This window comes from Martinezella paranaensis (assembly GCF_014200235.1).
Taxonomy (GTDB): domain Bacteria; phylum Pseudomonadota; class Alphaproteobacteria; order Rhizobiales; family Rhizobiaceae; genus Rhizobium; species Rhizobium paranaense.
Map to the genome: position 1 here is coordinate 424,953 of NZ_JACHBI010000005.1, position 25,395 is coordinate 450,347.

At 61.3% G+C, this 25,395-nt stretch carries 20 protein-coding genes and 1 riboswitch; of the genes, 14 read left to right on the forward strand and 6 right to left on the reverse strand.

The features are described 5' to 3' along the window. Positions 1–272 precede the first annotated feature (272 nt). A complete protein-coding gene (locus GGD50_RS15620) occupies positions 273–1,748 on the forward strand; it encodes a DHA2 family efflux MFS transporter permease subunit (protein WP_183938254.1) in 1,476 nt (491 codons plus the stop codon). 47 nt (positions 1,749–1,795) lie between these two features. Then, positions 1,796–1,892, forward strand: a riboswitch (TPP riboswitch). Between the two features lie 184 nt (positions 1,893–2,076). Further along, complete coding sequence (gene thiD, locus GGD50_RS15625; RefSeq protein WP_183938255.1) at positions 2,077–2,880, forward strand: bifunctional hydroxymethylpyrimidine kinase/phosphomethylpyrimidine kinase; 804 nt, start codon at positions 2,077–2,079, stop codon at positions 2,878–2,880. A gap of 244 nt (positions 2,881–3,124) precedes the next feature. Here the strand turns inward: thiD and GGD50_RS15630 are convergent, their stop codons facing one another. Next, a complete protein-coding gene (locus tag GGD50_RS15630; protein WP_183938256.1) occupies positions 3,125–4,033 on the reverse strand; it encodes a DMT family transporter in 909 nt (302 codons plus the stop codon). A gap of 116 nt (positions 4,034–4,149) precedes the next feature. On the opposite strand from GGD50_RS15630, the gene GGD50_RS15635 reads away from it, so the two are divergent. Continuing rightward, positions 4,150–5,025, forward strand: coding sequence for a LysR substrate-binding domain-containing protein (locus tag GGD50_RS15635; RefSeq protein ID WP_183938257.1), 876 nt, complete (start codon positions 4,150–4,152; stop codon positions 5,023–5,025). Here the strand turns inward: GGD50_RS15635 and GGD50_RS15640 are convergent. Further along, positions 5,000–5,995, reverse strand: coding sequence for a GlxA family transcriptional regulator (locus GGD50_RS15640; RefSeq protein ID WP_183938258.1), 996 nt, complete (start codon positions 5,993–5,995; stop codon positions 5,000–5,002). The genes GGD50_RS15635 and GGD50_RS15640 overlap by 26 nt on opposite strands. Positions 5,996–6,093: 98 nt before the next feature. Here GGD50_RS15640 and bcoG point away from each other — a divergent pair, with 98 nt between their 5' ends. The 10 genes from bcoG (at position 6,094) to GGD50_RS15690 (ending at position 19,798) form a co-directional block, all read left to right on the forward strand. Beyond that, the gene (gene bcoG, locus GGD50_RS15645; RefSeq protein WP_183938259.1) at positions 6,094–6,996 is read left to right on the forward strand and encodes a 3-dehydrocarnitine:acetyl-CoA trimethylamine transferase BcoG; all 903 of its coding nucleotides are present in this window, start codon (positions 6,094–6,096) and stop codon (positions 6,994–6,996) included. 7 nt (positions 6,997–7,003) lie between these two features. Next, on the forward strand, positions 7,004–8,494 hold the full coding sequence (locus GGD50_RS15650) for a carnitine 3-dehydrogenase (RefSeq protein ID WP_183938260.1): 1,491 nt from the start codon (positions 7,004–7,006) through the stop codon (positions 8,492–8,494). A gap of 12 nt (positions 8,495–8,506) precedes the next feature. Next, positions 8,507–9,667, forward strand: a complete 1,161-nt coding sequence (locus GGD50_RS15655) for an acyl-CoA dehydrogenase family protein (protein ID WP_183938261.1) — start codon at positions 8,507–8,509, stop codon at positions 9,665–9,667. Positions 9,668–9,671: 4 nt separating this feature from the next. Further along, complete coding sequence (locus tag GGD50_RS15660; protein ID WP_183938262.1) at positions 9,672–11,729, forward strand: acetate--CoA ligase family protein; 2,058 nt, start codon at positions 9,672–9,674, stop codon at positions 11,727–11,729. 5 nt (positions 11,730–11,734) lie between these two features. Beyond that, a complete protein-coding gene (locus tag GGD50_RS15665) occupies positions 11,735–12,517 on the forward strand; it encodes a carnitinyl-CoA dehydratase (RefSeq protein WP_183938263.1) in 783 nt (260 codons plus the stop codon). A 127-nt stretch (positions 12,518–12,644) separates the two neighbouring features. Further along, entirely contained in the window at positions 12,645–14,234 is a 1,590-nt protein-coding gene (locus tag GGD50_RS15670; protein WP_183938264.1) for an ABC transporter substrate-binding protein, read from the forward strand. 97 nt (positions 14,235–14,331) lie between these two features. Then, complete coding sequence (locus GGD50_RS15675; RefSeq protein ID WP_183938265.1) at positions 14,332–15,339, forward strand: ABC transporter permease; 1,008 nt, start codon at positions 14,332–14,334, stop codon at positions 15,337–15,339. Further along, complete coding sequence (locus tag GGD50_RS15680; protein WP_183938266.1) at positions 15,336–16,163, forward strand: ABC transporter permease; 828 nt, start codon at positions 15,336–15,338, stop codon at positions 16,161–16,163. Before GGD50_RS15675 ends, GGD50_RS15680 begins: the two co-directional genes overlap by 4 nt. Beyond that, positions 16,156–17,787, forward strand: a complete 1,632-nt coding sequence (locus GGD50_RS15685; protein WP_183938267.1) for an ABC transporter ATP-binding protein — start codon at positions 16,156–16,158, stop codon at positions 17,785–17,787. The genes GGD50_RS15680 and GGD50_RS15685 overlap by 8 nt, the downstream gene beginning before the upstream one ends. Before the next feature lie 4 nt (positions 17,788–17,791). After that, the gene (locus tag GGD50_RS15690; RefSeq protein WP_183938268.1) at positions 17,792–19,798 is read left to right on the forward strand and encodes a CocE/NonD family hydrolase; all 2,007 of its coding nucleotides are present in this window, start codon (positions 17,792–17,794) and stop codon (positions 19,796–19,798) included. Here GGD50_RS15690 and GGD50_RS15695 read toward each other — a convergent pair whose 3' ends face one another. The 3 genes from GGD50_RS15695 to GGD50_RS15705 form a co-directional block, all read right to left on the reverse strand. After that, on the reverse strand, positions 19,799–20,719 hold the full coding sequence (locus GGD50_RS15695; protein ID WP_183938269.1) for an alpha/beta hydrolase: 921 nt from the start codon (positions 20,717–20,719) through the stop codon (positions 19,799–19,801). Positions 20,720–20,837: 118 nt separating this feature from the next. Next, complete coding sequence (locus GGD50_RS15700) at positions 20,838–22,673, reverse strand: ABC transporter ATP-binding protein (RefSeq protein WP_183938270.1); 1,836 nt, start codon at positions 22,671–22,673, stop codon at positions 20,838–20,840. 22 nt (positions 22,674–22,695) lie between these two features. Beyond that, positions 22,696–23,895: an aminotransferase class V-fold PLP-dependent enzyme gene (locus GGD50_RS15705; protein ID WP_183938271.1), complete on the reverse strand. Its 1,200-nt coding sequence runs from the start codon at positions 23,893–23,895 to the stop codon at positions 22,696–22,698. Between the two features lie 128 nt (positions 23,896–24,023). Between GGD50_RS15705 and GGD50_RS15710 the strand changes: the two genes are divergently transcribed. Further along, entirely contained in the window at positions 24,024–24,842 is an 819-nt protein-coding gene (locus GGD50_RS15710) for an IclR family transcriptional regulator (protein ID WP_183938311.1), read from the forward strand. Between the two features lie 15 nt (positions 24,843–24,857). Here GGD50_RS15710 and GGD50_RS15715 read toward each other — a convergent pair whose 3' ends face one another. After that, entirely contained in the window at positions 24,858–25,355 is a 498-nt protein-coding gene (locus GGD50_RS15715) for a RidA family protein (RefSeq protein WP_331371112.1), read from the reverse strand. Between the last annotated feature and the right edge of the window lie 40 nt (positions 25,356–25,395).

Below are 25,395 nucleotides of genomic sequence, written 5' to 3' on the forward strand. Positions count from 1 at the left end.
TTCGGGCGCAGCGTGAAATCTCACACAGCCAACTGCCGATCCCTTCGAAACATCTTTGGGGTTGACCTTCGTCAACGCATTGCCATTCTTGGGTGTGAGCGAGCTGAGGAATTGCAACTGCGCAGATCGTTCTGCCAGTCGCCAGCGCGAAAATAATTCGCTGCCCGTGTCGTAATCTCACGCAGCCGCTCGTCATATGAAAAAGCCAAGCGATTTGCCGTCCCGGGCAATATCAATTGTTCCGTCCAAATTCGACCCAAGGCAGCACGATTATGACCGACAGCGAGACTTTTGCCGATGCGGAACAGGATGTCCCAACCGTGGAAGACCATGGTGCCCGTAACAAACTCGTCATAGCCCTGCTATTGGTGTCGGCTTTTGTCGTCATTCTCAACGAGACCATTATGGGTGTGGCGCTGCCGCATCTGATGGCCGATCTCGATATCACCGCAAGTGCCGCTCAGTGGTTGACCACGGCCTTCATGCTGACCATGGCCGTCGTCATCCCGGTCACCGGATACCTGCTGCAACGGCTCAACACGCGACCGGTCTTCATTCTCGCCATGTCGCTGTTCAGCGCTGGCACGCTCATATCGGCGCTGGCGCCGGGGTTTGCCGTCATTGTCATTGGCCGCATCGTGCAGGCCTCGGGCACAGCAATCATGATGCCGCTGCTGATGACGACGGTGATGACCTTGGTGCCGCCGGAATCGCGCGGCAGGACCATGGGCAATATTTCGGTCGTCATATCGGTGGCTCCGGCCATCGGGCCAACCATTTCCGGCCTCATTCTTTCCGCGCTGGAATGGCGCTGGCTGTTCCTCCTGGTGTTGCCGATCGCCCTGTCTGCATTGGCGCTCGGCGCCTCGCGGATCAAGAACGTGACGGTTCCAACCACGGCGCCGATCGATATTCTTTCGATCTTCCTCTCCGCCATCGGCTTCGGCGGTTTCGTCTACGGCCTTAGCGGATTGGGCGAAGCAGCGCTTCATACGCCGGCGGTATCGCCATGGATTCCGCTTTTGACCGGCGCCGTCGTCATCGCGGTTTTCATCGTGCGGCAGTTGCAATTGCAAAAACAGGAGAGAGCGCTGCTCGATCTGCGCACCTTGACCACAAAGACATTCACGATCGCCGCGGCCATGATGGCCATATTGATGATGTCGATGTTCGGCGTCTTCATCTTGCTGCCGATCTATCTCCAAAACGTGCTGGGATTGTCGACCCTGCAAACCGGGCTGCTGTTGCTGCCCGGCGGGCTGATCATGGGCCTTTGCGCGCCGACGGTCGGGCGTCTCTTCGACAAATACGGTCCGGCGCCGCTGATCATTCCAGGAGCGATCATCCTCAGCACCGTAATGGGCGGGCTGGTCTTCATACAGCAGGATACGCCGTTCTGGATGCTGCTGATTGCCCATATGGTGCTGAGCATCGGTCTCGCACTAATGTTCACGCCGCTGTTCACCGTCAGCCTGGGATCGCTGCCGCCAAACCTCTATTCGCACGGCAGCGCCATGCTCGGCACCACCCAACAGGTCGCCGGCGCGGCCGGCACCGCCCTGTTCGTCGCGATCATGACCTTGCGAGCCACCAGTCTTTCCGCCGCCGGCGCCAGTGCGCTTGCCGCAACGACCGGCGGGATCAAGGCCGCCTTTCTCTGCGGGATGGTCATCTCACTGGGAGCGATCGTAGCGGCGTTGTTTATCAGGAAGCAGGAACACGGGCCGGATATGGGGCACCACCACTAGAACGATTAGCTGATGACAGGGTGGCCGTTCTCTGCGAGAAAGATGGCGATGAGAGACAGGGGCGCCCGTCGCATGATGGGCTGAGAAGTACCCTTTGAACCTGAACCAGATAATGCTGGCGGAGGAAGTCGCTCGGGGATCTCGGCGTGCTCTTACCGTCATCCCTTCGCGTCTCACCCCGCCCGAAAGGCGCGATATGCAAAAACAACACCATTGCCGGCTCGCTGCTAACGGCCACGCGGCCAAACCCTCCGCTGGTGCGATGCATCACCAACTTCGCCGCGATCTCCGGTGCACTGTCCATCGGCTGGAGCAGAAAGGCACGCCCATGATCCGAAATGTCCTCTCCATCGCCGGCTCCGACCCTTCCGGCGGCGCCGGCATTCAGGCCGACCTGAAGGCATTTTCTGCCCGTGGCGTCTACGGCATGGCAGCGCTGACCGCGTTGACGGCCCAGAACACGCAGGGCGTTTCCGGCGTCCACCCTGTTCCTGCGGAGTTCGTGGCCGAACAGATCAGAGCCATATTTGCCGATGTGCGCCTCGATGCCGTCAAGATCGGCATGATTGCCAATGCCGCAATCGCCGAAGCGGTTGCCGATGCGCTCACTCCCCATGAAGGCGTTCCGATCGTGCTCGACCCAGTCATGATCGCCAAAGGCGGAACTGCATTGCTTGCCGCGGATGCCGTCGATATCCTGACCGAGCGACTTCTTCCATTGGCCACGCTGCTGACGCCCAATCTGCCGGAAGCTGCCGCACTTCTGCATGAACCGGAGGCCGAAAATCGCGAGACAATGGCCCGGCAGGCGGAAGCCCTTGTAAGGCTCGGCGCGCGGGCCGTTCTGGTCAAAGGCGGGCATCTCGCCGGCGATGAAAGCCCGGACGTGCTCGCAAGCCCGGAGGGCCTGACCTGGTTCGAGGCCGGCCGTGTACCGACCAGAAATACGCATGGAACCGGCTGCACACTTTCCAGCGCGTTGGCGGCGGAGATTGCCAAGGGCTCGACGCTACCGAAAGCCGTCGCCACAGCCAAAGAGTATCTCGCAGGCGCGGTTGCGGCGGCCGAAACGCTGTCGGTCGGAACCGGTCAAGGACCGGTCCAGCACTTCTACGCGCTTTGGTCAGCATAAGTGCGGAACGGGAGCGGACAGATCCATAGTCGGCCTATCTGCTTCGCTGGCAACGCCTTCCCCGGGAGACCTGAGAGGCCCGGCCACCTGCCTCGTGCAGCTGTATCGGTGACCGAGCCTCAATCAACCGCAAGGCGTTGCGGCGATTGTTTATTTGCCTTCCACTAAATGAACGATAGCTGAATAACATGCAGCCTATAGGCGAATATCTTCATTACAATATGGGCTTTATGGGTAGCTTGCTCTAGCTCGGCTCGTGCCTGCGCCGGCTATGCCTGAGGTCGATGAACGTGTGCCAGAGGACCGTCGCAAGGATGATGGCGCCGCCGAAAAACGTCGCAAGCGGCGGCCTTTCGGAAAAGAACAGCCAAACCCAGAAAGGAGTCAGCACGATTTCCATGGTGCCGATAAGAGCCGCTTCCGCGGGCGGCATGCGCTTCGCGCCGGCAAGAAACAGGACGAGGGCAAAGGAGAAATTGGTTGCCCCGAAGGCGGCAAGCACCAGCCAATTGTGCAGATCGAGCGACCCAACTGAGCTGAACGGCGCGAAGATAACGAGCGTCAGGAAGGCGCTGACGACGGTTGGCGGCAGGCTCGGTGCGCTGCGATCGATGCGCGGAATGATGATGATCAGGGCGAACGAAGCCGTCATGCCGAGCGCCAAGAGATCGCCGAGGCCCGTGCCGCCGCCGATCGAGGCAGCGACGATGATCGCCACGCCGACCAAACAGATCCCGCCGGCAACAAGAGTTCGCCTCGGCACACGCTCCTTCAGGATCGCCCAGCCGAGCAAGGCGGCGATAAAGGGCGCTGTGGCATAGATCATAGTCACGTTCGCAACCGTGGTCCTATAGAGCGCGCCGATGAAGCAGGCCTGGCTGAAGGTCTGGCAGGCGATCATCGCAAGCCCAGACGGGTGAAAGATCGAGCTCCACTGGCGACGCGAAAAGCCGCCTTCGAGAAAGAAGCTCGGGATCAGCAGGAACAATCCACCGAACAGGGAGCGCCAGGCGATCGCCGTCCAGATATCCGTCGTCAGCAGCCGCGTATAGACGCCGCTGGCGCTCCAGGCGAGCGTTGCCGCAACGACGAGAGCGACGCCCTTTTCGTATTCATTGGCGGCGAAGGATCGAGCCGGGGTCTGAATGGTCATGTGCGGTATCTCGCGAACGAAGCACCCGGACGCATTGCACTTGTGTGCGCCGATAATTGACATCAGACAAACGAATAGTAGAGATATGTGCCATCGGAAATTTTTGTGGCTTGCCCATGCGCGAACCCATCGAAAGCGATCTGCTCCGGACGTTCCTCGTCATTAGCGAGACGTTGAATTTTTCCGTTGCCGCGCAACGCATCGGCCGCACCCAATCGGCCGTCAGCGCCCAGATCAAGCGCCTGGAGGAAATTGTCGGCGGGGCGCTATTCGAAAGAAGCGCCCGTGGGGTCGTGCTGACCCGCTCCGGAAATCAATTGCTTCCCTATGCTCGGCGGATCGTCGATCTGTTGAATGAGGCTGCTGCGACCATCCGCACCAAGCCGTTGAACGGACCTGTCCGGATCGGAATTCCGGAGGAGTACAGCCAGACCGTCCTGCCGGCGGCGCTTGCCGCCTTCGCCGTCCGGCATCCTGCCGTCGAAGTGACCGTTTCCTGCGACTATACCGCTCGCAATCTTGCCGCCCTGGAGAAGGACGAGCTCGATCTTGCCGTGGTCTTCGACTGGAGCAAGCAGACCACGGGAGAGGTGCTTTGCATCGATCCGACCGTCTGGGTGACATCGTTGGTGCATCGCCTGCATGACGCGACACCGCTGCCCGTCGCGACGTACCGCAATTCGACCTGGGCGCGCGACTTTGCCCTGCGATCCCTGGAGCAGCAGGCGCGGCCCTATCGCATCGCCTTCATTGCCGATACCAGCTCCGGCCTGAAAAACGCCGTCTCCGCCGGCCTCGCCGTCACCACATTGTCCCGCAGCAACATTCCGCACGGTTGCCGGGAGCTGACGAGCGACGACGGCTTTCCGCCGGTCGATTCCTCGCGCGTCGTGCTTCGCCGTAATCCCTATCATTCCAGCGAGGCGATCCAGGAGCTCGCGGAAATGGTGCGCGAAGCCTTTCAGCCTATGTCGGCTCTGCTGCAGCCATAGAGCGCCCGCGCAAGCGCCGCCGAGTGCCCGAGGGGCTTTCCGAAAAACTGGCACGATAGCTGCGGGAAAAGGCCGAGGCCGAGTTGAAACCGGTTGCTGCAGCGATTTCCGCGAAGGACTCCTTCGTCTCGATCACCTTGCGTCGCGCGGCATTGAGCCGGAGAGCGAGGTAATGCACATGCGGAGGCGCGCCGATGCTTTCCTGAAAGAGCCCCTGGAGATGACGGGCACTGAGGCCGACGCGTCGTGCCAAGCGCGCCAGGATCAGCGGTTGCTCGATATTTTCCTCCATCAGCCGCACGGCCTGTGCGACGCGCGGATCGCGCATACGCAAGCCGGCGGTCGACGGCGAAAGTTCTGCCGCGCTCTGTGTATTGGCCGGCTCGTAGATGAAAAGCCGGCTAACTTCGAGCGCGAGCGAATAGCCCTGCCGCCGCCGAATGATCTCCAGCATCAGGTCGACGGTCGGCAATGAGCCGGCGGTGGTGATGCGCTTGCCGTCGATCACGAAACGGTCCTTGACGGCACGCACCTGCGGATAGGCCAGCGCAAAATCGTCGAAATCCTCCCAATGGACAGCCGCCGATACATTGTCGAGGAGGCTTGCTTCCGCCAGCAGCCAACTGCCGGATTCGATGCCAGCCATCATCGAACGATAGCGCGCCGCCTGGGATATCTGCATTTTCAGCGCCTGCGTCGCGGCGCGCCGCCAATTGTAGCTCGCGAGCACGAAGAGCGGAGCGGGATCGGTCGGCTTGAAGCCGCCGGACGCGGGAACCGGGACGTGGCTCGTCGTTTCGACGGGCGAACCGTCAGGCGTAAACAAGCGCCAGCGATAGATCTCCGCACCGGAAATGCGATTGGCCCCGCGCAAGGGTTCGATCACCGACGCGATCAGGATCAGGTTCGTTTCCGGAAGCACCAGCAGATCGATATCGAGCGGCGTGTTGGACGAGGTGAGCACAGGCATTCTCCGGTATTTCCGATAATGTATCGTTTGTTTCCGATAATGCAAAGCATGAAGGCGCCGCTTGCCTCGTAATGTCCTCAATACGAGGGAGAACAAGAATGCCTCTTGCGATGAACCGCGATGTTTTCATCACCTGCGCCGTCACCGGCTCCGGCGATACGGTCTCGAAATCCAGCCATGTTCCGATCACTCCCAAGCAGATCGCGGAATCCGCGATCGACGCCGCCAAGGCTGGGGCGGCAGTGGTCCACTGCCATGTCCGCGATCCGGAAACCGGCGCTGCCAGCCGCCGCAACGATCTCTACAAGGAGGTCACGGACCGTATCCGTTCCGCCGATGTCGATGTCGTGTTGAACCTGACCGCCGGCATGGGCGGCGACCTGATCTTCGGTGATGTTGAAAGCCCCCTGCCCCTGAACGTCCGGGGTACCGACATGGCCGGTGCGACGGAACGCGTCAGCCATGTCGCCGAATGCCTGCCGGAAATCTGCACGCTCGATTGCGGCACGATGAACTTCAGTCTCGGCGACTATGTGATGACCAATACGCCCTCCATGCTGCGGGCGATGGCGAAGAAGATGACCACTCTCGGCGTCCGCCCCGAGATCGAAGCCTTCGATACCGGTCATCTCTGGTTTGCCAAACAGCTTGCCGAGGAGGGTCTTATTGAGGACCCCATCCTCATCCAGCTTTGTATGGGCATCCCCTGGGGGGCGCCCGATGACCTCAACACCTTCATGGCGATGGTCAATAACGTTCCCTCGAGCTGGACCTTCTCGGCCTTTTCCATCGGCCGCAATGCCATGGCCTACCCGGCTGCGGCCGTGCTTGCCGGCGGCAATGTCCGCGTCGGTCTGGAAGACAACCTCTATGCCGGGAAGGGCTTGCTCGCCACCAACGCACAGCTCGTCGAAAAGGCGGTGCAGGTCGTCGAGGGCATGGGCGCGCGCATCATCGGCCCCGAGGATGTCCGCAAGAAATTGAAACTGAAAAAGCGCTGAGGCTCCGATGACCAGGATCAACAAGGCAGCCTGCATCGGCGGCGGCGTCATCGGCGGCGGATGGATTGCCCGCTTCCTGCTGGCCGGCATCGACGTCGATGTCTTCGACCCGCATCCGGAAGCGACCCGCATCGTCGGCGAGGTTCTGGCGAATGCCGAAAAGGCCTATGCGATGCTGACCGGCGCGCCGCTTCCGCCGCGCGGCAAGCTCACATTCAGGGACACGCTTGAGGGGGCCGTCGGCGATGCCGACTGGATTCAGGAAAGCGTGCCCGAGAGGCTCGACCTCAAGCGTAAAGTCCTGACGCAGATCGATGCCGTAGCAAGGCCGGATGCCCTGATCGGCTCATCCACTTCGGGGTTGCTGCCGACCGATCTGCAACGCGACATGCGTCATCCGGAACGCTTCTTCGTCGCCCATCCCTATAACCCCGTCTATCTGCTGCCGCTCGTCGAAATCGTCGGGGGTGAAAAGACCTCGACGGAAACGATCAAGGCCGCGATGGAACGGCTGCCGCCGATCGGGATGAAAGGCGTGCACATCGCCAAGGAGATCGAAGCCTTTGTCGGCGATCGCCTGCTGGAAGCCCTGTGGCGCGAAGCGCTCTGGCTGATCAAGGATGACATCTGCACCGTCGAAACGCTGGACGACGTCATTCGCTATTCCTTCGGCCTGCGCTGGGCGCAGATGGGTCTTTTCCAGACCTACCGCATTGCCGGCGGCGAAGCGGGCATGCGGCACTTCCTGGCGCAGTTCGGCCCGGCCCTGCAATGGAACTGGACGAAGCTGATGGATGTCGTCGATCTCGACGATGCACTGGTCGAAAAGATCGGCCAGCAGTCGGACGAGCAGGCCGATGGCCTGTCGATCCGCGAGCTGGAGCGCATTCGCGATGAAAACCTCGTCGGCATCCTGCAGACGCTGAAGGGAAGCCATGGCGGCAAGGGCTGGGGTGCAGGCAAGCTGCTTAAGGATTTCGAGCAAAACCTCTGGGCGTCCGCCGGCGGCGGCGAAAAGCCGATGGATGTCGCGCAGCCGCTGCGGCTGATCGACACCAAAGTCAGCCCGGCATGGGTGGACTACAACGGCCATATGACCGAGCACCGCTATCTGCAGGTGTTCGGCGACACGTCGGACGCGCTGCTACGCCTGATCGGCGTCGATCTCGCCTATGTCGAGCGTGGTCATAGCTACTATACGGTAGAGACGCATATCCGCCATCTCGGCGAAGCCAAGCTCGGACAGGCCATTCATTCGACCGCGCAGATCCTCGGGTCTGACGAAAAGCGGCTGCATGTGTTCCACACGATCTACGACACGGCACGCGGCGAAGCGATCGCCACCGCCGAACAGATACTGCTGCATGTCGATGCCAAGGCCGGAAAAGCCGCTCCCGCACCGGAGGAGGTGCTGAGCAAAATAAGGCTGATTGCCGAGGCCCATGTAAAGCTGCCTGTGCCTGACGGCGTTGGACGCCATGTTGGACAAAAACGCTAGGAGGAAGCGGTCATGAATTTCGGGCTCAGCGAAGAACAGGAGATGATCGTCAAGACGGTCAGGGACTTCGTGGAGACGGAGATCTATCCGTATGAGAACGAGGTCGAGCGCACCGGCATCGTGCCGCCCGAACTTGGCGAGGAAATCCGGCGCAAGTGCATCGAGCTCGGCTTCTATGCCTGCAATTTCCCCGAGGAGATTGGCGGCGCCGGCCTCGATCACGCGACCTTCACTCTTGTCGAGCGTGAACTCGGCCGCGGCTCGATGGGGCTCACCGTCTTCTTCGGCCGTCCTTCCGGCATTCTGATGGCCTGCGAAGGCGAGCAACGCGAACGATATCTCCTGCCGGCGGTCCGCGGCGAGAAGATCGACGCGCTCGCCATCACCGAACCCGCTGCTGGCTCCGACATGCGCGGCATGAAATGCGCAGCGCGGCAGGATGGCGACGATTTCATTCTGAACGGCACCAAGCATTTCATTTCCCATGCCGATATCGCCGATTTCGTCATCGTCTTTGCCGCAACCGGCGAGGAGGAAACGGCGAAGGGCACCAAGAAGAAGATCACGGCTTTTCTGGTCGATCGCGGCACGCCGGGGTTCGAAATCCTCAAAGGCTATGACTCGGTTTCCCATCGGGGTTATCACAACGTCATCCTGAGCTTCACGGACTGCCGCCTGCCCAAGTCGCAGGTGCTCGGTGAGGTGCATCGCGGCTTCGATATTGCCAATGAGTGGCTCTACGGCACGCGCCTGACGGTCGCTGCGAGCTGTGTCGGGCGTGCTCGCCGTGTCTTCGATCTGGCGCTACCCTATGCGGCGGAGCGCAAGCAGTTCGGCCGGCCGATCGGCGCCAATCAGGGCGTATCGTTCAAGCTCGCCGATATGATCACCGAGATCGACGCCGCCGATCTGCTGACCCTATCCGCTGCTTGGCGGCTCGATGCCGGTCTTCCCGCCAATCGCGAGATCGCATCGGCCAAGCTCTACGCTTCGGAAATGCTTGCCAGCGTTACCGACGAGGCGATCCAGATTTTTGGCGGCATGGGGTTGATGGACGATCTGCCGCTTGCCCGCTTCTGGCGCGATGCCCGCGTCGAACGCATCTGGGACGGAACCTCGGAGATCCAGCGTCACATCATCAGCCGCGATCTGCTGCGGCCATTCGGAGCGTGATCGGATGACGCAACGCCCCCTCGATCGCCTGATCAGACCGCAAACGATCGCCGTCTTCGGCGGCCGTGAAGCGCGCCGGGTCATCGAACAATGCGATCGCATGGGTTTTGCCGGTGAGATCTGGCCAGTGCATCCGACGCTGGATGCCGTGCTTGGACGTCGCTGCTATCGATCGGTGGAAGACCTGCCCGCCGCACCGGATGCGGCCTTCGTCGGCGTCAACCGTATGCTGACCATCGATATCGTGCGCGCGCTCTCGGCCAGAGGCGCCGGTGGTGCCGTTTGCTACGCGTCCGGTTTCAGCGAAGCTGTTGCCGAATTGGCCGATGGCGTTGCACTGCAGGAAGCTTTGGTCAGTGCTGCCGGCGACACGCCGATCATCGGGCCGAATTGTTATGGCGTGATCAACGGTTTGGACGGCGCCCTGCTCTGGCCCGACCAGCACGGAATGGTGCGGGTCGAGCGTGGCGTTGCCATTCTCACCCAATCCTCCAACATCGCCATCAACCTTTCCATGCAAAGGCGCGGCCTACCCATCAGCTATCTGATGACCGCCGGCAACCAGGCGCAAATCGGACTGTCGGATCTCGCCCTTGCCGTCCTGGAAGACCCCCGTGTGACCGCGATCGGCCTGCATATCGAGGGTTTTTGCAACGTCCAGACGCTGCAAAAGCTTGCCATGCGTGCGAGGGAGCTGCGAAAACCCATCGTCGCCCTGAAAGTCGGCAAATCCGAACAGGCGCAGCGCGCAGCCGTTTCGCATACGGCGTCCCTTGCCGGCAGTGATGGCGTTGCCGATGCGGTTCTCGCCCGTCTCGGCATTGGCCGGGTCGCAACGCTGCCGGAACTCATCGAAACGCTGAAACTGCTGCATGTGACCGGCCCGCTTAAAAGCAATGCGATCTCGTCTATGAGCTGTTCCGGCGGCGAGGCCTCGCTGATGGCTGATGCGGCGACCGGCCGGGCCGTGGATTTCCGTGCCTTGAAAGCCGAGCAATTGCCCGCCCTGCGGCGCAGTCTCGGCGACATGGTCACACTCTCAAATCCTCTCGACTATCACACCTTCGTTTGGGGCGATCTTTCCCGCCAAACGGAAGCCTTCACGGCCATGTTCGAGGGCGACTATGCGCTCAACCTCATTGTCCTCGATTTTCCCCGGGACGATCGTTGCGATGCAGCGGACTGGATGACGACGATTGCCGCGGTCGCAGCCGCGGCAAAGCTGACCGGCGCCCGTGCCGGCATTCTGGCGACGCTGCCGGAAAACATGCCGGAGGCGATTGCCACGCAGCTCATCGCGGATGGCATAGTGCCCCTCTGCGGCATCAGTGAAACCATTGCCGCAGCGGAAGTTGCAAGCCGCATCGGCGCGGTCTGGCACGCCCCGCCGCCACTGCCCTTGCTTGATATGCCATCGACCACGGGCGAGATCGAAACCCTAAGCGAAGCAGTCGCCAAGGCGGAGCTGTCCTCCGCCGGCCTCACCGTTCCATTGGGGGCAACGGCATCCAGCCCGAATGACGCCGCCGAGCAGGCGCAACGCCTTGGCTTTCCCGTCGCGCTGAAGGCCTTGGGCGTCGAACACAAGTCCGAGGTCGGAGCCGTCGTACTCAACTTGTGGGATAGGGATGCAGTACGAAATGCGGCAGAGCGCATGGCCTCCGTCGCCTCCGGATACCTGGTCGAACGGATGATCGAGCGCCCCGTCGCCGAGCTGATCGTCGGCGCCGTTCGCGATCCCGTCGTCGGATTGACATTGACGATCGGCGCCGGCGGAATCCTGGTTGAATTGCTTGAAGATTCTGCCATTTTAGCCCTTCCTGCAACGAAGGCTGATATCTTGGAAGCCATTTCGCGGCTGAAGGTCAGGAAGTTGATCGAAGGCTATCGCGGCGGCGCAAAGAGCAGCCTCGAAATCGTTGCCGACGCCATCCTATCAACGGCAGAATATGTCGTAAAAAATGCCGCGCGGCTTGAGGAACTGGACATTAATCCATTGATGGTTCTGCCAGAAAATCGTGGCGTCGTCGCCGCAGACGCCCTTATCCGGCTGAGGAGGTAGGGAAGTTGCAAAGCCCCATTCGCACCAGGCGTGACAACGGTATCTTGGAGGTCATCATCGACCGGCCGAAGGCAAACGCCATCGACCTTGCGACAAGCCGCGAGATGGGCGTGATCTTCCGCGATTTCCGTGACGACCCCGACCTGCGCGTCGCGATCGTGTCAGGTGCCGGCGAGAAGTTCTTTACGGCCGGCTGGGATTTGAAGGCAGCCGCCGCCGGCGATGCGGTCGATGGCGACTATGGCGTCGGCGGTTTCGGCGGCCTACAGGAGCTTCGCGATCTCAACAAGCCAGTGATTTGCGCCGTCAACGGCATCTGTTGCGGCGGCGGCTTGGAGATTGCCCTTTCCACCGATCTGATCATCGCCGTCGAACACGCGACTTTCGCCCTTCCGGAAATCCGCTCGGGGACCGTCGCGGATGCTGCATCGATCAAATTGCCGAAGCGCATCCCCTATCATATCGCCATGGACATGCTCCTGACCGGCCGCTGGCTCGACGTTGCCGAGGCGCATCGTTGGGGCTTCGTCAATGAGATCGTCGCTGCAGATCGGTTGATGAGCCGAGCATGGGAACTTGCCCGGCTTCTCGAAAGCGGCCCGCCGCTCGTCTACGCAGCCATCAAGGAAATTGTCCGCGAAGCGGAGGGAACGACGTTCCAGACTGCCATGAACAAGATCACCAAACGGCAGTTTGCCACCGTCGACGCCCTCTATTCGAGCGAGGATCAATTGGAAGGCGCAAGGGCATTTGCAGAGAAGCGAAGCCCAATCTGGAAAGGAAAGTGAGAAAGCGGCGACAACCGCATTATTTTCCCGCATGATCGCGGGCAATCAAGCTTCCAGCGGAGAGGAAACCGCATCCGAAGCCTTGCCCGAAAGTTCTATCAACACGTCAAGAAGAAGGAACAGGGGAATGAAAGATTACACGAAACACTTGGCAAGCCGTGTGACCTCGGGCGGCCTGAGCCGTCGCGAATTCATGGGGCGCGCCATGGCGGCCGGCATGACATTGGCACTCGCCGACCAGCTTTTCACGGAAAGCGCAATGGCAGCCGAACCGAAGCGCGGCGGCCATCTGAAGCTCGGCCTTGAAGGCGGTGCCGCCACCGATTCCAAGGACCCGGCGAAATTCCTGTCACAGTTCATGTTCTGCGTCGGCCGTTGCTGGGGCGACATGCTGGTCGAATCCCATCCGCTGACCGGTGCCGCCGTACCGGCACTTGCCGAATCCTGGGAGCCGTCGAAGGACGCCGCCACCTGGACCTTCAAGATCCGCAAGGGCGTCAAGTTCCACAATGGCAAGGAGATGACGATCGACGACGTCGTTGCCACCCTCAAGCGCCACACGGACAGCAAGTCGGAATCGGGCGCGCTTGGCGTCATGAAATCGATCAAGGACATCAAGGCCGACGGCGACAATCTCGTCCTGACGCTGACCGAAGGCAACGCCGATATGCCGTTGCTGCTCTCCGACTACCATCTCGTCATCCAGCCGAATGGCGGCAACGACGATCCCCTCGCCTCGATCGGCACCGGCCCCTATAAGCTCGTCAGTTTCGAGCCCGGCGTGCGCGCGACGTTCGAGAAGAACAAGGACGACTGGCGGACCGATCGCGGTTTCGTCGACTCGGTCGAAATCATCGGCATGAACGATGCGACCGCGCGTATCGCCGCGCTATCTTCCGGCCAGGTGCATTACATCAACCGCGTCGACCCGAAGACGGTGGACCTGCTGAAGCGCGCACCCAATGTCGAAATCCTGTCGACCGCCGGCCGCGGGCACTACGTGTTCATCATGCATTGCAACACCGCGCCGTTCGACAATAACGATCTTCGCCTGGCGCTGAAATATGCCATGGACCGCGAAACCATGGTGAAGAAGATCCTCGGCGGCTACGGCAAGGTCGGCAACGACTTCCCGATCAACAGCACCTATGCCCTCTTCCCCGAAGGCATCGAGCAGCGTGTCTACGATCCCGACAAGGCCGCCTTCCACTACAAGAAATCCGGCCATAGCGGCTCCGTGCTGCTGCGTACCTCGGAAGTGGCCTTCCCCGGCGCCGTCGATGCCGCTGTGCTCTACCAGGAAAGCTGCAAGAAGGCCGGCATCAACATCGAGGTCAAGCGCGAGCCGGGCGACGGCTACTGGACCAACGTCTGGAATGTCCAGCCTTTCTCGACCTCCTATTGGGGCGGCCGGCCGACGCAGGATCAGATGTATTCCACCGCCTATCTCTCGACGGCCGATTGGAACGACACCCGCTTCAAGCGTCCGGACTTCGACAAGCTTCTGCTTCAGGCCCGCTCCGAACTGGACGAGGCCAAGCGCAAGGAGCTGTATCACACTATGGCGATGATGGTCCGCGACGAGGGCGGCGTCATTCTGCCGATGTTCAACGATTTCGTGAACGCCTCCACCAAGCAGGTGAAGGGCTATGTTCACGACATCGGCAACGACATGTCGAACGGCTACGTCGCGACTCGCGTCTGGCTGGAGTCCTGATGCCCGAAGCAGGGCGGCAACGCCCTCATCTCTAACGGAGCCGGGACCGCGGAAAACCTCCGCGGTCCTCCTGACGTTTCAGCGCGAGGCATCAGCAATGTCCAATATACAACCCAGCGCAGTGCTGCCCGGATTGCGGTTCAAGCAGCGATTTCCGCTGCTGTCCCTCATTATCGAGCGCTTCTTGCTCAGCCTCGTGCTGCTTTTCGCGGTCTCGGTCCTGATCTTCGGCGGCCTCGAAGCCTTGCCGGGCGATTTCGCGACCACTTATCTCGGCCAGTCGGCAACGCCGCAGGCCGTCGCCAATATCCGCACCGAACTCGGCCTCAACCGGCCTGTCACCATCCGCTACTTCGAATGGCTGGGGAATGCGGTCCAGGGGGATTTCGGGACATCCTGGGCGAGCAAGAATTCCGTCAGCGAGCAGATCGGCAAGCGTCTCGGCAATTCGCTTTTCCTTGCGGCCTGTGCGGCGCTCATCTCGGTGCCGCTGGCGGTCGGGCTCGGCATGCTGGCCGTGCATTTCCGAAACCGTTTGCCAGACAAGATCATCAACGTGATCTCGCTGGCGGCGATTTCATTGCCGGAATTCTTCATCGGTTACCTGCTCATCCTGTTTTTCGGCGTGAAATTCGGGATCGCGACATTCCCCGCGACCGTCTACGACGGCATGGCCTTCATCGACCGGCTGAAGGCCATCGCCCTGCCGACGGCAACGCTGGTGCTCGTCGTCCTTGCCCATATGATGCGCATGACGCGGGCCGCGATCCTCTCGGTAATGTCGTCCGCCTATATGGAAACAGCGGAATTGAAGGGCCTCAGCGCCTTTCGCGCCATCGTCAAACATGCCGCTCCGAATGCGCTGGCACCGATCATCAACGTGGTGGCGCTGAACCTCGCCTATCTCATCGTCGGCGTCGTGGTGGTCGAAGTGGTCTTCGTCTATCCCGGCATGGGCCAGTACATGGTCGATGCCGTTACCGTGCGCGACATGCCGGTGGTCCAGGCCTGCGGGCTGATCTTCGCTGCCGTCTACATCCTGCTCAACATGGTTGCCGATATCCTGGCGATCGTTGCCAACCCGCGCCTGAGGCATCCGCGATGAGATTGAGAGACATCCCCATCACCGCCTGGGTCGGCATCATCGGCATACTGCTCGCCTTCATCTGTGCGGTCTTTGCGCCCCTGATCGCGCCCTACGGCGAAACCGAAGTCGTCGGCAATGTCTGGCAGCCCGCCGATGCCCAATACTTCTTCGGCCTCGACAATCTTGGCCGCGATATCCTGTCCCGGCTGATCTACGGCGCCCGCACCACGCTGTTCGTGGCGCTGGCGGCGACGATCATCTCGTTTTCGCTCGGCATCATCCTGAGCTTCACCGCCGCCGTCTCGCGCGGGCTGGTCGACACGGTCTTCTCGCGCTTCAACGACCTGATGATGTCGATCCCGACCTTGATCTTCGCACTCGTGGTACTGGCGGTGCTGCCGCAGAATCTCGTCGTGCTCATCCTCGTCATGGCGATCCTCGATTCCACGCGCGTCTATCGTCTCGGCCGCGCCGTCGCGCTGGATGTGGCAGTCATGGAATTCGTGGAAGCCGCCAAACTGCGCGGCGAAGGCAAGGTCTGGATCATCTTCCGCGAAATCCTGCCGAACACACTCTCGCCGTTGCTGGCGGAGTTCGGCTTGCGTTTTGCCTTTTCCATCCTGTTCCTGTCGACGCTCTCCTTCCTCGGGCTCGGCATCCAGCCGCCGTCAGCCGATTGGGGCGGCATGGTCAAGGACAACAAGGATGGTATCATCTTCGGCATTTCCGCCGCTCTCGTGCCGGGCTCCGCGATTGCGGCGCTCGCAGTCTGTGTCAATCTGGTGGTCGACTGGCTCTTGAAGCGCACCTCCAGCCTCAAGGGAGGACGTGGCGATGCCTGAGCTTCTTTCCGTTCGCGATCTCAAGATCGAAGCGACCAGCTATCCGCCCGGCGAGCCCCCGAAGCGGGTCACGATCGTCGACCGCGTCTCCTTCGATCTACAGAAGGGCAAGGTGCTTGGTCTGATCGGCGAGTCCGGCGCCGGCAAATCCACCATCGGCCTCTCGGCGCTCGCCTATGGCCGCGGCGGCGCGGAGATCACCGGCGGCACGGTGCTGCTCGACGGCGTCGACATTCTGCCACTCAGCAAATCGGGCATCCGCAGAATTCGCGGCGCCCGCGTCTGCTACGTCGCGCAATCGGCAGCAGCCGCGTTCAATCCTGCCCATAAGCTCGGCGAGCAGGTGATCGAAGCCTCCGTAAAGCATGGCTTGATGACGAAGGACGAGGCGAGGAAGCGCGCTCTTTACCTCTTCCGCGTCCTCGGCCTGCCCAACCCCGAAACCTTCGGCGACCGTTTTCCGCATCAGGTCTCAGGCGGCCAGCTTCAGCGCGCGATGACGGCAATGGCGCTCTGCTCCAATCCTGAACTCATCGTCTTCGACGAGCCAACCACCGCACTCGATGTAACGACGCAGATCGACGTCCTGGCCGCGATCAAACACGCCATCGAGGAGACCCATACGGCAGCACTTTACATCACGCACGACCTTGCCGTCGTCGCGCAGATCTCAGACGACATCATGGTGTTGCGGCACGGGAAAAAGGTGGAATACGGCCCGGTGCAGCAGATCATCGAGGCACCCCGCGAAGACTATACCCGCGCGCTCGTCAATGTCCGCCAGACCGCGCGGGAAGAGGCGGTGGATCAATCCAACACGCTTTTGAAAGTCGAACACGTCAGCGCGCAATATTCGAACGGCTTCAAGGTGTTGCACGACGTTTCTCTACATGTACCAAAAGGTCAGACGCTCGCAATTGTCGGCGAATCCGGCTCCGGCAAGTCGACGCTTGCCCGCGTCATCACCGGGCTGTTGCCGCCGAGCGATGGCGGGATTTCTTTCGACAACAAACCGCTGACGCCGGCCCTAAAAAACCGCTCGCGCAACGAGCTGCGGCGTATTCAACTGATCTACCAGATGGCCGATACAGCCATGAACCCGCGCCAGACTGTGCGCGACATCATCGGCCGCCCTCTTACCTTCTATTATGGCCTGCGGGGCGCGGCAAAGACGGCACGGGTGAAAGAGCTGCTCGACGAGATCGAGATGGGCAATGGTTTCATCGACCGTTATCCGGCCGAGCTTTCCGGAGGCCAAAAGCAGCGCGTCGCGATTGCGCGTGCCCTTGCGGCCAAGCCGGAACTCATCCTCTGCGATGAGCCTACCTCGGCGCTCGATCCGCTCGTTGCCGAAGGCATCCTGAAACTGCTGATGCGGCTCCAGGAGGAATCCCAGCTCTCCTACATCTTCATCACCCACGATATCGCTATCGTCCGCGCCATCGCCGATAGCGTCGCGGTCATGCATCGCGGCAAACTGGTGCGCTTCGGGCCGAAATCGAAAGTGCTTTCGCCGCCGTTCGACGACTACACGGATCTACTGCTAAAATCAGTGCCGGAAATGGAGATCGGCTGGCTGGAACGTGTCCTGACGACGAGAAAGATGGAAAGTGCTGGGAATTGATACCATGACGTTTGCCCGCAACTTCACTGTCATCGAAAACCACTGGATCACGCTTAAGGACGGCACGCGGCTTGCGGCGCGTATCTGGATGCCTGATGGCGCGGAAAATGACCCGGTGCCGGCAGTGTTCGAATTCCTGCCCTATCGCAAGCGCGATGGAACGAGCCCCCGTGATGAATCAACCTACCCGGTATTTGCCGCCGCCGGCATCGCCGGTGTCCGTGTCGATATTCGCGGTTCGGGCGAATCCGATGGTGTCATCGACGGCGAATATACCGAACTCGAACTCGCCAATGCCTGCGAGCTGATTGCCTGGATCGCGGCACAGCCCTGGTCGAATGGCTCCGTCGGCATGATGGGCATTTCCTGGGGCGGCTTCAACAGCTTGCAGGTCGCAGCATTGCGCCCGCCCGCGCTCAAGGCTGTGATATCGATCGCTTCGACGGTCGACCGCTACAATGACGACATCCATTATAAGAATGGCTGCCATCTTTCGGCGCAGCTCTCCTGGGCTGCGACCATGCTCGGTTATCAATCCCGCTCTCCCGATCCCGAGATCGTCGGCGACCGATGGAAAGATATGTGGCTGCAACGCCTGGAGAACGAGCCCTTCTTCATGGAGGAATGGCTGCAGCATCAGCGTCGTGATGATTTCTGGCGGCATGGCTCGATCTGCGAGAATTTCGCCGATGTCGACATTCCCGCCCTGGTCATTGCCGGCTGGGCGGATGGCTATCGCAACACGCCGCTGATGGCCGTCGAAGGCCTCGGCGATACCGCGAAGGCGCTGATTGGTCCGTGGGTCCATAAATATCCGCATTTTGCCTGGCCGAAGCCCCGCGCCGATTTCCATGGCGATGCGATCGCCTGGTGGAACCGCTGGCTGCGTGGCGACCAGAACGGTGCGGAGAACCTACCGCAGGTGCGCGCCTATATTCTCGACGCGGTGAAGCCTGCGCCACGCCGTGATTTCGATCCCGGCTTCTGGATCGCCAAACGCGATTGGCAAAAGCCGGAGATGCAGTGCTTCTATGTCGAGCAGTTCGGTACGCTGATGGAAGGCATGCCGATCCCGCACGCGCCGGAACATGCCGTCTATCTCCGCTCGCCCCTCGATACGGGCACGACATCAGGCGAATATTTCACCCTGAAACCCGATGCCGAAATGGCGATCGACCAGCGCCTCGACGATGCCGGATCGCTGACCTTCCAGACCACACCACTAGCTGCCGATCATGACTATCTCGGCCGTCCTGTCGTTACCCTTTCCTTGCGCTGCGATGCCGAAACGGCCAATCTTTGTGCCAGGCTTATCGACCTCCATTCGGACGGCACCGCGACGCGGGTCTCCTTCGGCGTGCTCAACCTTGCCCACCGCGAGGGCAATGCCGCGCCGAAACCCATGAAGAAGGGTGAGCGCACCACAATCAGGCTGACGCTGGATGCCTGCGGTTATCGGTTCCGGAAAGGTCATCGCATCGCCCTTTCGCTCTCCACCTCATACTGGCCGATGATCCTGCCGCCGCCGGAAAATCCGGGGCTGACGATCGATATCGCCTCCATTGGTTTTGCCCTGCCAAAACTTGGCGCCTATGACGCCATCGACATCAAGCAACCGGACAATCCCGACCCGCTGCCGAAATATGTCGAACATGCCCCGGCCACGACGAAGCGTCAGGTCGTGCGCGATCTCTCCGCCAACAAGACCCTCTATGAAATCCGGGAGGATACTGGCCTCTTCGAACATCCAGGCACCGGACTTTCCACACGCCAGCTCCGCGAAGAGGTCTGGTCCATCGCGCCGGACGATCCGCTGTCGATGAGTGGGACCTCGATCTGGACATGCGATATGCGGCGGCCGGGATGGTACGTCCGCACGGTGGCGACGGCGACGATTTCCTGCACGGCAGCCGAATGGATCATCCGCGCATCCGTCATCGCCTTCGAAGGTAATACGCAAATTTTCGAAAAAATCTTCGAGGAAAAGCGTATCCCGCGCGATCTGATGTGATCAGTTCGATCCGGCAAAATGGCTGACAGCCGCGCATATGGCGCTGAAACCGGCGCGCGCGCCGTCGCTCATATGCCGCGCGCGCAGCCAGGCATGTACCATCTGCGGCTCTTCGCGAAACCAGACCTCGACACCTGCCTCGGCGAGCCTTGCGGAATAGTTGCGGCCGTCGTCCCGCAGCGGGTCGAAATGCGCAACCGTGATGAAGGCCGGCGGGAGGCCGGCAAAAGACGATGCGGCAAGAGGCCCGGCAACCGGATCGCCAGCCGGTGCCTGCAATACGCTGCGATAATAGCTGACGTCGGCGGTCGTCAGCCCCGGCGCATTCGCCATCTCTTCGTAGGAACCGGACACAAGATCCCCGCCGAGCGCCGGATAGATCAGGACCTGTCCGGCAATGCCGGAGAGCCCCTCTCCCTTTGCCCGAACGGCGAGCCCCGCCGCCAGATTGCCGCCGGCGCTGTCGCCGATCAGCACAACGGTCTTTCTCTCGGCAAGCAACGATTTGAGAACGCCATAGCAATCATCCGTTTGCGCGGGCCAACGATGTTCGGGCGCCAGACGATAATCGACCGACAACAGCTCGGCCCCGGCATGGTCGGCGATCTCAGCGCAGATCGCATGATGGCTCTCGAGCGAACCGACCACGAAGCCGCCGCCGTGAAGATAGAGTAGGCATGCCGGGGTCCGGATCGTCCGCGGCTGGTAACGCCTGACCGGAATTCTTCCCATCACCATTTCATCCTGCGTGCGCATGCCGTCCGGCAGCGGGCGATCGAAGCGGCTGCAAAGCGCGTCGTACCATTGTCGCTGCTGCTCTATGGAGGCCGTCACCGCGTCAGGCGGATAGAAGGAATCGCAGATCTCCATGAATTCCAGAATGCCCGCCTCGGCCGGTCTGGGATGTTGGGAAAAATCCATGGGATATCCTCACGATAAGGCTCGTTGTGCAACCATAACATCATCGGCGGAAACCGTTTATCCAGGGACGGCCTGCGACGCTGAGATGACGACATGGAACGCGCCAAAGCTCCAGCCGTCAAAGAGCAACCTGATGACCGGGTGAGATCTCCACATAATTCAGCGGCTGCATCATGTGGTCCGGCGCACGGATCGGGCTCTTCAGCTCATCGGCCGCGACGCCGAGTTTCAATCTCCGCCGCGCCGGATCGGGAACGGGCACCGCTGACATCAGCTTCTTGGTATAGGGGTGCTGCGGGTTTTCGAACACCGCTTGGCGCGGCCCGATCTCGACGATTTCGCCGAGATACATCACCGCGACCCGGTGGCTGACGCGCTCGACGACAGCCATATCATGCGAGATGAACAGGAAGGCGAGGTTCAGGCTTTGCTGCAGGTCGAGCAGCAGGTTGATGACCTGTGCCTTGATCGAGACGTCGAGGGCGGAAACACTCTCGTCGGCGATGATCACTTTGGGATCGAGGGTGAGCGCCCGGGCAATGCAGATGCGCTGACGCTGCCCGCCGGAAAACTCGTGCGGGTAGCGCGTCGCCATATCTGGCGAGAGGCCGACCTTCACCAGGAGATCGGCGACCTTGTCGCGGGCTTCCTTCGCCGTTCCCATCCTATGTTCGAGATAGGGTTCGGCGACGGCAGCGCCGATCGTCATGCGCGGATTGAGGCTCGCGAAGGGGTCCTGAAAGATCATCTGCACCTTGCGGCGCATATCCCGCAATCCCTTGCGATCAAGGGCCAGCATCTCCTCGCCGTCGACGAGCACGGAGCCGCTTTGCGGCTCGATCAGCCGCATGATGGCGCGGCCCGTCGTTGACTTGCCGCAACCGGATTCGCCGACCAGCGACAGCGTCTCGCCGGCGTGGAGATCAAACGAGACGTTTTCGACCGCGTGCACCCTGCCCTGTAGCCGGCCGAAAAGGCGGGAATGAATGTCGAACCGTTTGCAGAGGTTCTTCACCTGCAGCACGGGCCTTTGTGCGGCCGCGACGGTGTCAGCCGCCTCTGTCAGCGGCTCCACCTGGCCGGTCTCGCTGTTGACGACCGGAAACCGCAGGGGACGCTCGTGTCCCTTCATCGAGCCGAGCACGGGAACGGCCGAAAGCAGCGCCCGCGTATAAGTATGCTTGGCGCGGAAGAATATCTCGGTGGTCTCGCCCGTCTCGACCTGCTCGCCGCGATACATGACGATGGTGCGATCGGCGATCTCGGCGACGACGCCCATGTCGTGGGTAATGAAGAGGACGGATGTTCCCTGCTCTTCCTGCAGCATTTTGATGAGATCGAGGATTTGTCCCTGAATGGTGACATCTAGCGCCGTCGTCGGTTCATCGGCGATCAGCAGCTTCGGCCGCGAGGCCAGCGCCATGGCGATCATCACGCGTTGGCGCATGCCGCCGGAAAAGCGGTGCGGATACTCGTCGAAGCGCGAGGCGGCCGACGGAATGCGCACGCGCTCCAGAAGCCGGATCGTCTCTATCTTCGCCTCCGCCTTGGAGATATCGCCGTGGCAGAGCAGCGCCTCGGAAATCTGGTCCCCGATGGTGAAGAGCGGATTGAGGCTGGTCATCGGCTCCTGAAAGATCATCGCGACATCCTTGCCGCGCACCTTGCGCATCTCGCTTTCCGACAACGCCAGAATGTCCCGCCCGCCAAGCGTGATGCGGCCAGTGATCCGGCTCATGTCCTGCTGCAGCAGCCGCATGATAGACAGCGACGTGACGCTCTTGCCGGAACCGGATTCGCCGACGATCGCCACGGTTTCCCCTGGCACTACGGTGAAAGACACGTCACGCACCACAGGCTTCCAAGCGCCTTCCACCAGGAAGGAGGTCGTCATTCCCTGTACCGAAAGTACCGGCTCGGCGATCTGTGAAGTCTGCGCGTCGCTACTGGCCATCATCGTCCCCTTGTTCACCGCCTCAATCCGGCCAGCGCAACAGACCATCGAAACGGCGACGGCTGCGATCTTCCAAGGACGTGGCGATGATCTCGTTGGAGGCTTGCGCCTTGTCGAGCTCTTCACCGATCCGGGCCGCCACGATCACCTCCTCGCCCGGATGCAGATTGCAGGGATCGAGGTAGAAGTAATTGTGCTCAACCTCGTGATCGCGAACGATGATCGGCGGGGTTCCTCGCGCTAGGGCGTCGGCCAGATCCCAGGCGGTGATATGGGCCTCGCGAGCATCGATGGTGAGGCGCAGCCGGTCGAGCGGATTGTTGGTCGGATCGGGCTCGATCACGGCTTTGACGCCGGGGCGGCCGTCGAACCGGTCGCGCCAGAGATGGAGATAGCCGCTCTCGCGCTCGCGGATGCCGTCATGGTCGCGCGTTTCCCAGGCTTCGAGTGCCGCCATGACGCCGAAGATGCTTTCCTTGCCGACCTTCATGCCGCGGCCGATGCCGAGGTTCTCCAGGAAAGTGTTGCGCACCATGTCCTTGCGTCCCGCGACAATGCCCGAAGTTGGGCCGCCGAGGAATTTGTGGCCGGAGTAGAGAACGAGATCCGCTCCCTGCTCCAGGAAAATACGCAGATCATATTCGGAGGCCGCATCGACAATGACCGGCACGCCCTTGGCATGGGCGATCTCGCAGAATTCGTTGAGGCTCAGCATGCCGTAACCGACAACATGATGCGAAACGACATAAAGTGCGGCTGCCGTCTTTTCGGTGATCGCGCCTTCGAGATGATGTCTGTATGTCGAGGTCGCCTGACCGATCAACACGACCTTGCCGCCTGCAAGCCGCACCGCCTGGTCGACCGGCGCGCCATAGCTCACCACATGTCCCATCTGAACGATGACTTCATTCTTATCGCCACGCACGTCCGGCAAACGCTCGATCGCGGCAAGATCGTTCCCAGTAATGGCGGCGGCGACTGCCAGGCTGATGCCCGCCGAGCACGAGGCCGTGACGAAACCCGCCTCGCCGCCGGTCAGCCGCGCGATGACCGTACTTGCCTTGCGCTGCAGATCGTTGATCTCGACGAATTGCGGCAGGATGGAACCCATTGCCGCAATCGCCTGCGGAACGACGATCGATGCGCCAAGGCTCGTCATCGTGCCCGAAACATTGATGACGGGGCGAAGTCCGACGGACGGACGAATGTCTTCATTCGGCATGGGATCTCCAGATTTTTTTGCTGCTGACCGGTGCTTGCAGTACCGAGCCATCGACAGCTATGCCATAATTATGTAACAAACCACCGATTTGAACGGGAGTTCGGTTTTTGGACGCAAAGACATCACCCATGGGCTACTCCGAGACCGAGACGGCCAATGAAAACCAAGGCGATGCCGTTAAGGGACCGCGGCGCTCGCGCGTCAGCGGCATCGACCGAGCGATGCAGGTCATCGATTATCTCTACGAAACCGGCGCGCCCTGCGGTGTCTACGCTGTTGCCAAGGCGATCGGCGCACCGCTCTCGACCGTCTACGTCATCGTCGACGATCTCGTTGAGAAGAACCTTCTCAGCCGCAATGCCGACGGCACGATCTGGCTCGGCGCCCGTCTTTACCACTACGGTCTCGCCTACGCACGATCGCTCGATTTCATGAGCGTCGCCACCCATGAAATGCACGATCTCTGCCGTCAGGCCGGCGAAACCGTTCAAGTCTGCGGCCGCGACGGCGACCATATGCTCGTTCTCGCCATGGCCGACGGCCCAAGCCATTTCCAGGTCGCCTCGCGCGTCGGCACGCGGGTGCCGCTCAACTGGACGGCGTCCGGCCGCCTGCTCGTCGGCCACCTGCCGGAAGAGGAACGCATCGCGCTTTTCCGGCACTGCGCGCGCACCTCTCCGACCGGCCGCGCCGATGTCGATCCCGTGACGCTGTCGACGGCTGCGGCAAAAGCGCTGGAATCCCGCCTGTCGATCCAGGCGGGCGAATCCGATTACGCGGTCGCCTGCATTGCGTCGCCCATCTGCGATCGAGACGGCCAGTGCGTTGCCACCATCTCCATCGTTCTGCCGGAGCAGAAGGCCTTTTCCGACGAAGGCCACTATGTCGCGCAGGTTCGAAGCTCGGCGGAGAAGATCGAAAGACTGATGGGCTGGCGCGGTCATTGATGTCCTGTCCTTCCCTCAGCCGTGCAACGCTACGATTGCTTCGATCTCGACCGTGATATTGCCCGGCAATGAGCCGAAGCCGACAGCCGAGCGGGCATGTTGGCCGGCCGCTCCGAAAACCTCGATGAACAGGTCGGAGCAGCCGTCGATGACGCTTGGATGATCGGCAAAATCGGGTGTGGCGTTGACCATGCCCAAAAGCTTCACCACCCGCTTGACGCGTTTGAGATCGCCGAGCGCATCCTGCATGACGGCCAGCAGATTGATGCCTGTCAGCCGCGCATGGCCATAGGCCTGTTCGATGCCGACCTCGGCGCCGACCTTGCCGAAATGCAGGGTGCCGTCGGCCTCACGCGGACCCTGGCCGGATAGGTAAAGCATGTTGCCTTCGAGAACATGCGTCACGAAATTGGCAATCGGCGGCGGCGGTGGCGGCAGCGCGATGCCGAGGGTGGAGAGGCGCTCATAGGGCGAACCCGATGCGCTCTCGGCTGTGGCTGAAGACTGGTTCACACAAACTCCTGTCGTACAATCATAAAATTTCGAAGATCGG

What these genes read in the sequence shown, in the direction of transcription:
- GGD50_RS15620 (WP_183938254.1), top strand. Translation starts at nt 273, where the DNA reads ATGACCGACAGCGAGACTTTTGCCGATGCGGAACAGGATGTCCCAACC.
- thiD (WP_183938255.1), top strand. Translation starts at nt 2,077, where the DNA reads ATGATCCGAAATGTCCTCTCCATCGCCGGCTCCGACCCTTCCGGCGGC.
- GGD50_RS15630 (WP_183938256.1), bottom strand. Translation starts at nt 4,033, where the DNA reads ATGACCATTCAGACCCCGGCTCGATCCTTCGCCGCCAATGAATACGAA.
- GGD50_RS15635 (WP_183938257.1), top strand. Translation starts at nt 4,150, where the DNA reads ATGCGCGAACCCATCGAAAGCGATCTGCTCCGGACGTTCCTCGTCATT.
- GGD50_RS15640 (WP_183938258.1), bottom strand. Translation starts at nt 5,995, where the DNA reads ATGCCTGTGCTCACCTCGTCCAACACGCCGCTCGATATCGATCTGCTG.
- bcoG (WP_183938259.1), top strand. Translation starts at nt 6,094, where the DNA reads ATGCCTCTTGCGATGAACCGCGATGTTTTCATCACCTGCGCCGTCACC.
- GGD50_RS15650 (WP_183938260.1), top strand. Translation starts at nt 7,004, where the DNA reads ATGACCAGGATCAACAAGGCAGCCTGCATCGGCGGCGGCGTCATCGGC.
- GGD50_RS15655 (WP_183938261.1), top strand. Translation starts at nt 8,507, where the DNA reads ATGAATTTCGGGCTCAGCGAAGAACAGGAGATGATCGTCAAGACGGTC.
- GGD50_RS15660 (WP_183938262.1), top strand. Translation starts at nt 9,672, where the DNA reads ATGACGCAACGCCCCCTCGATCGCCTGATCAGACCGCAAACGATCGCC.
- GGD50_RS15670 (WP_183938264.1), top strand. Translation starts at nt 12,645, where the DNA reads ATGAAAGATTACACGAAACACTTGGCAAGCCGTGTGACCTCGGGCGGC.
- GGD50_RS15675 (WP_183938265.1), top strand. Translation starts at nt 14,332, where the DNA reads ATGTCCAATATACAACCCAGCGCAGTGCTGCCCGGATTGCGGTTCAAG.
- GGD50_RS15680 (WP_183938266.1), top strand. Translation starts at nt 15,336, where the DNA reads ATGAGATTGAGAGACATCCCCATCACCGCCTGGGTCGGCATCATCGGC.
- GGD50_RS15685 (WP_183938267.1), top strand. Translation starts at nt 16,156, where the DNA reads ATGCCTGAGCTTCTTTCCGTTCGCGATCTCAAGATCGAAGCGACCAGC.
- GGD50_RS15690 (WP_183938268.1), top strand. Translation starts at nt 17,792, where the DNA reads ATGACGTTTGCCCGCAACTTCACTGTCATCGAAAACCACTGGATCACG.
- GGD50_RS15695 (WP_183938269.1), bottom strand. Translation starts at nt 20,719, where the DNA reads ATGGATTTTTCCCAACATCCCAGACCGGCCGAGGCGGGCATTCTGGAA.
- GGD50_RS15700 (WP_183938270.1), bottom strand. Translation starts at nt 22,673, where the DNA reads ATGGCCAGTAGCGACGCGCAGACTTCACAGATCGCCGAGCCGGTACTT.
- GGD50_RS15705 (WP_183938271.1), bottom strand. Translation starts at nt 23,895, where the DNA reads ATGCCGAATGAAGACATTCGTCCGTCCGTCGGACTTCGCCCCGTCATC.
- GGD50_RS15710 (WP_183938311.1), top strand. Translation starts at nt 24,024, where the DNA reads ATGGGCTACTCCGAGACCGAGACGGCCAATGAAAACCAAGGCGATGCC.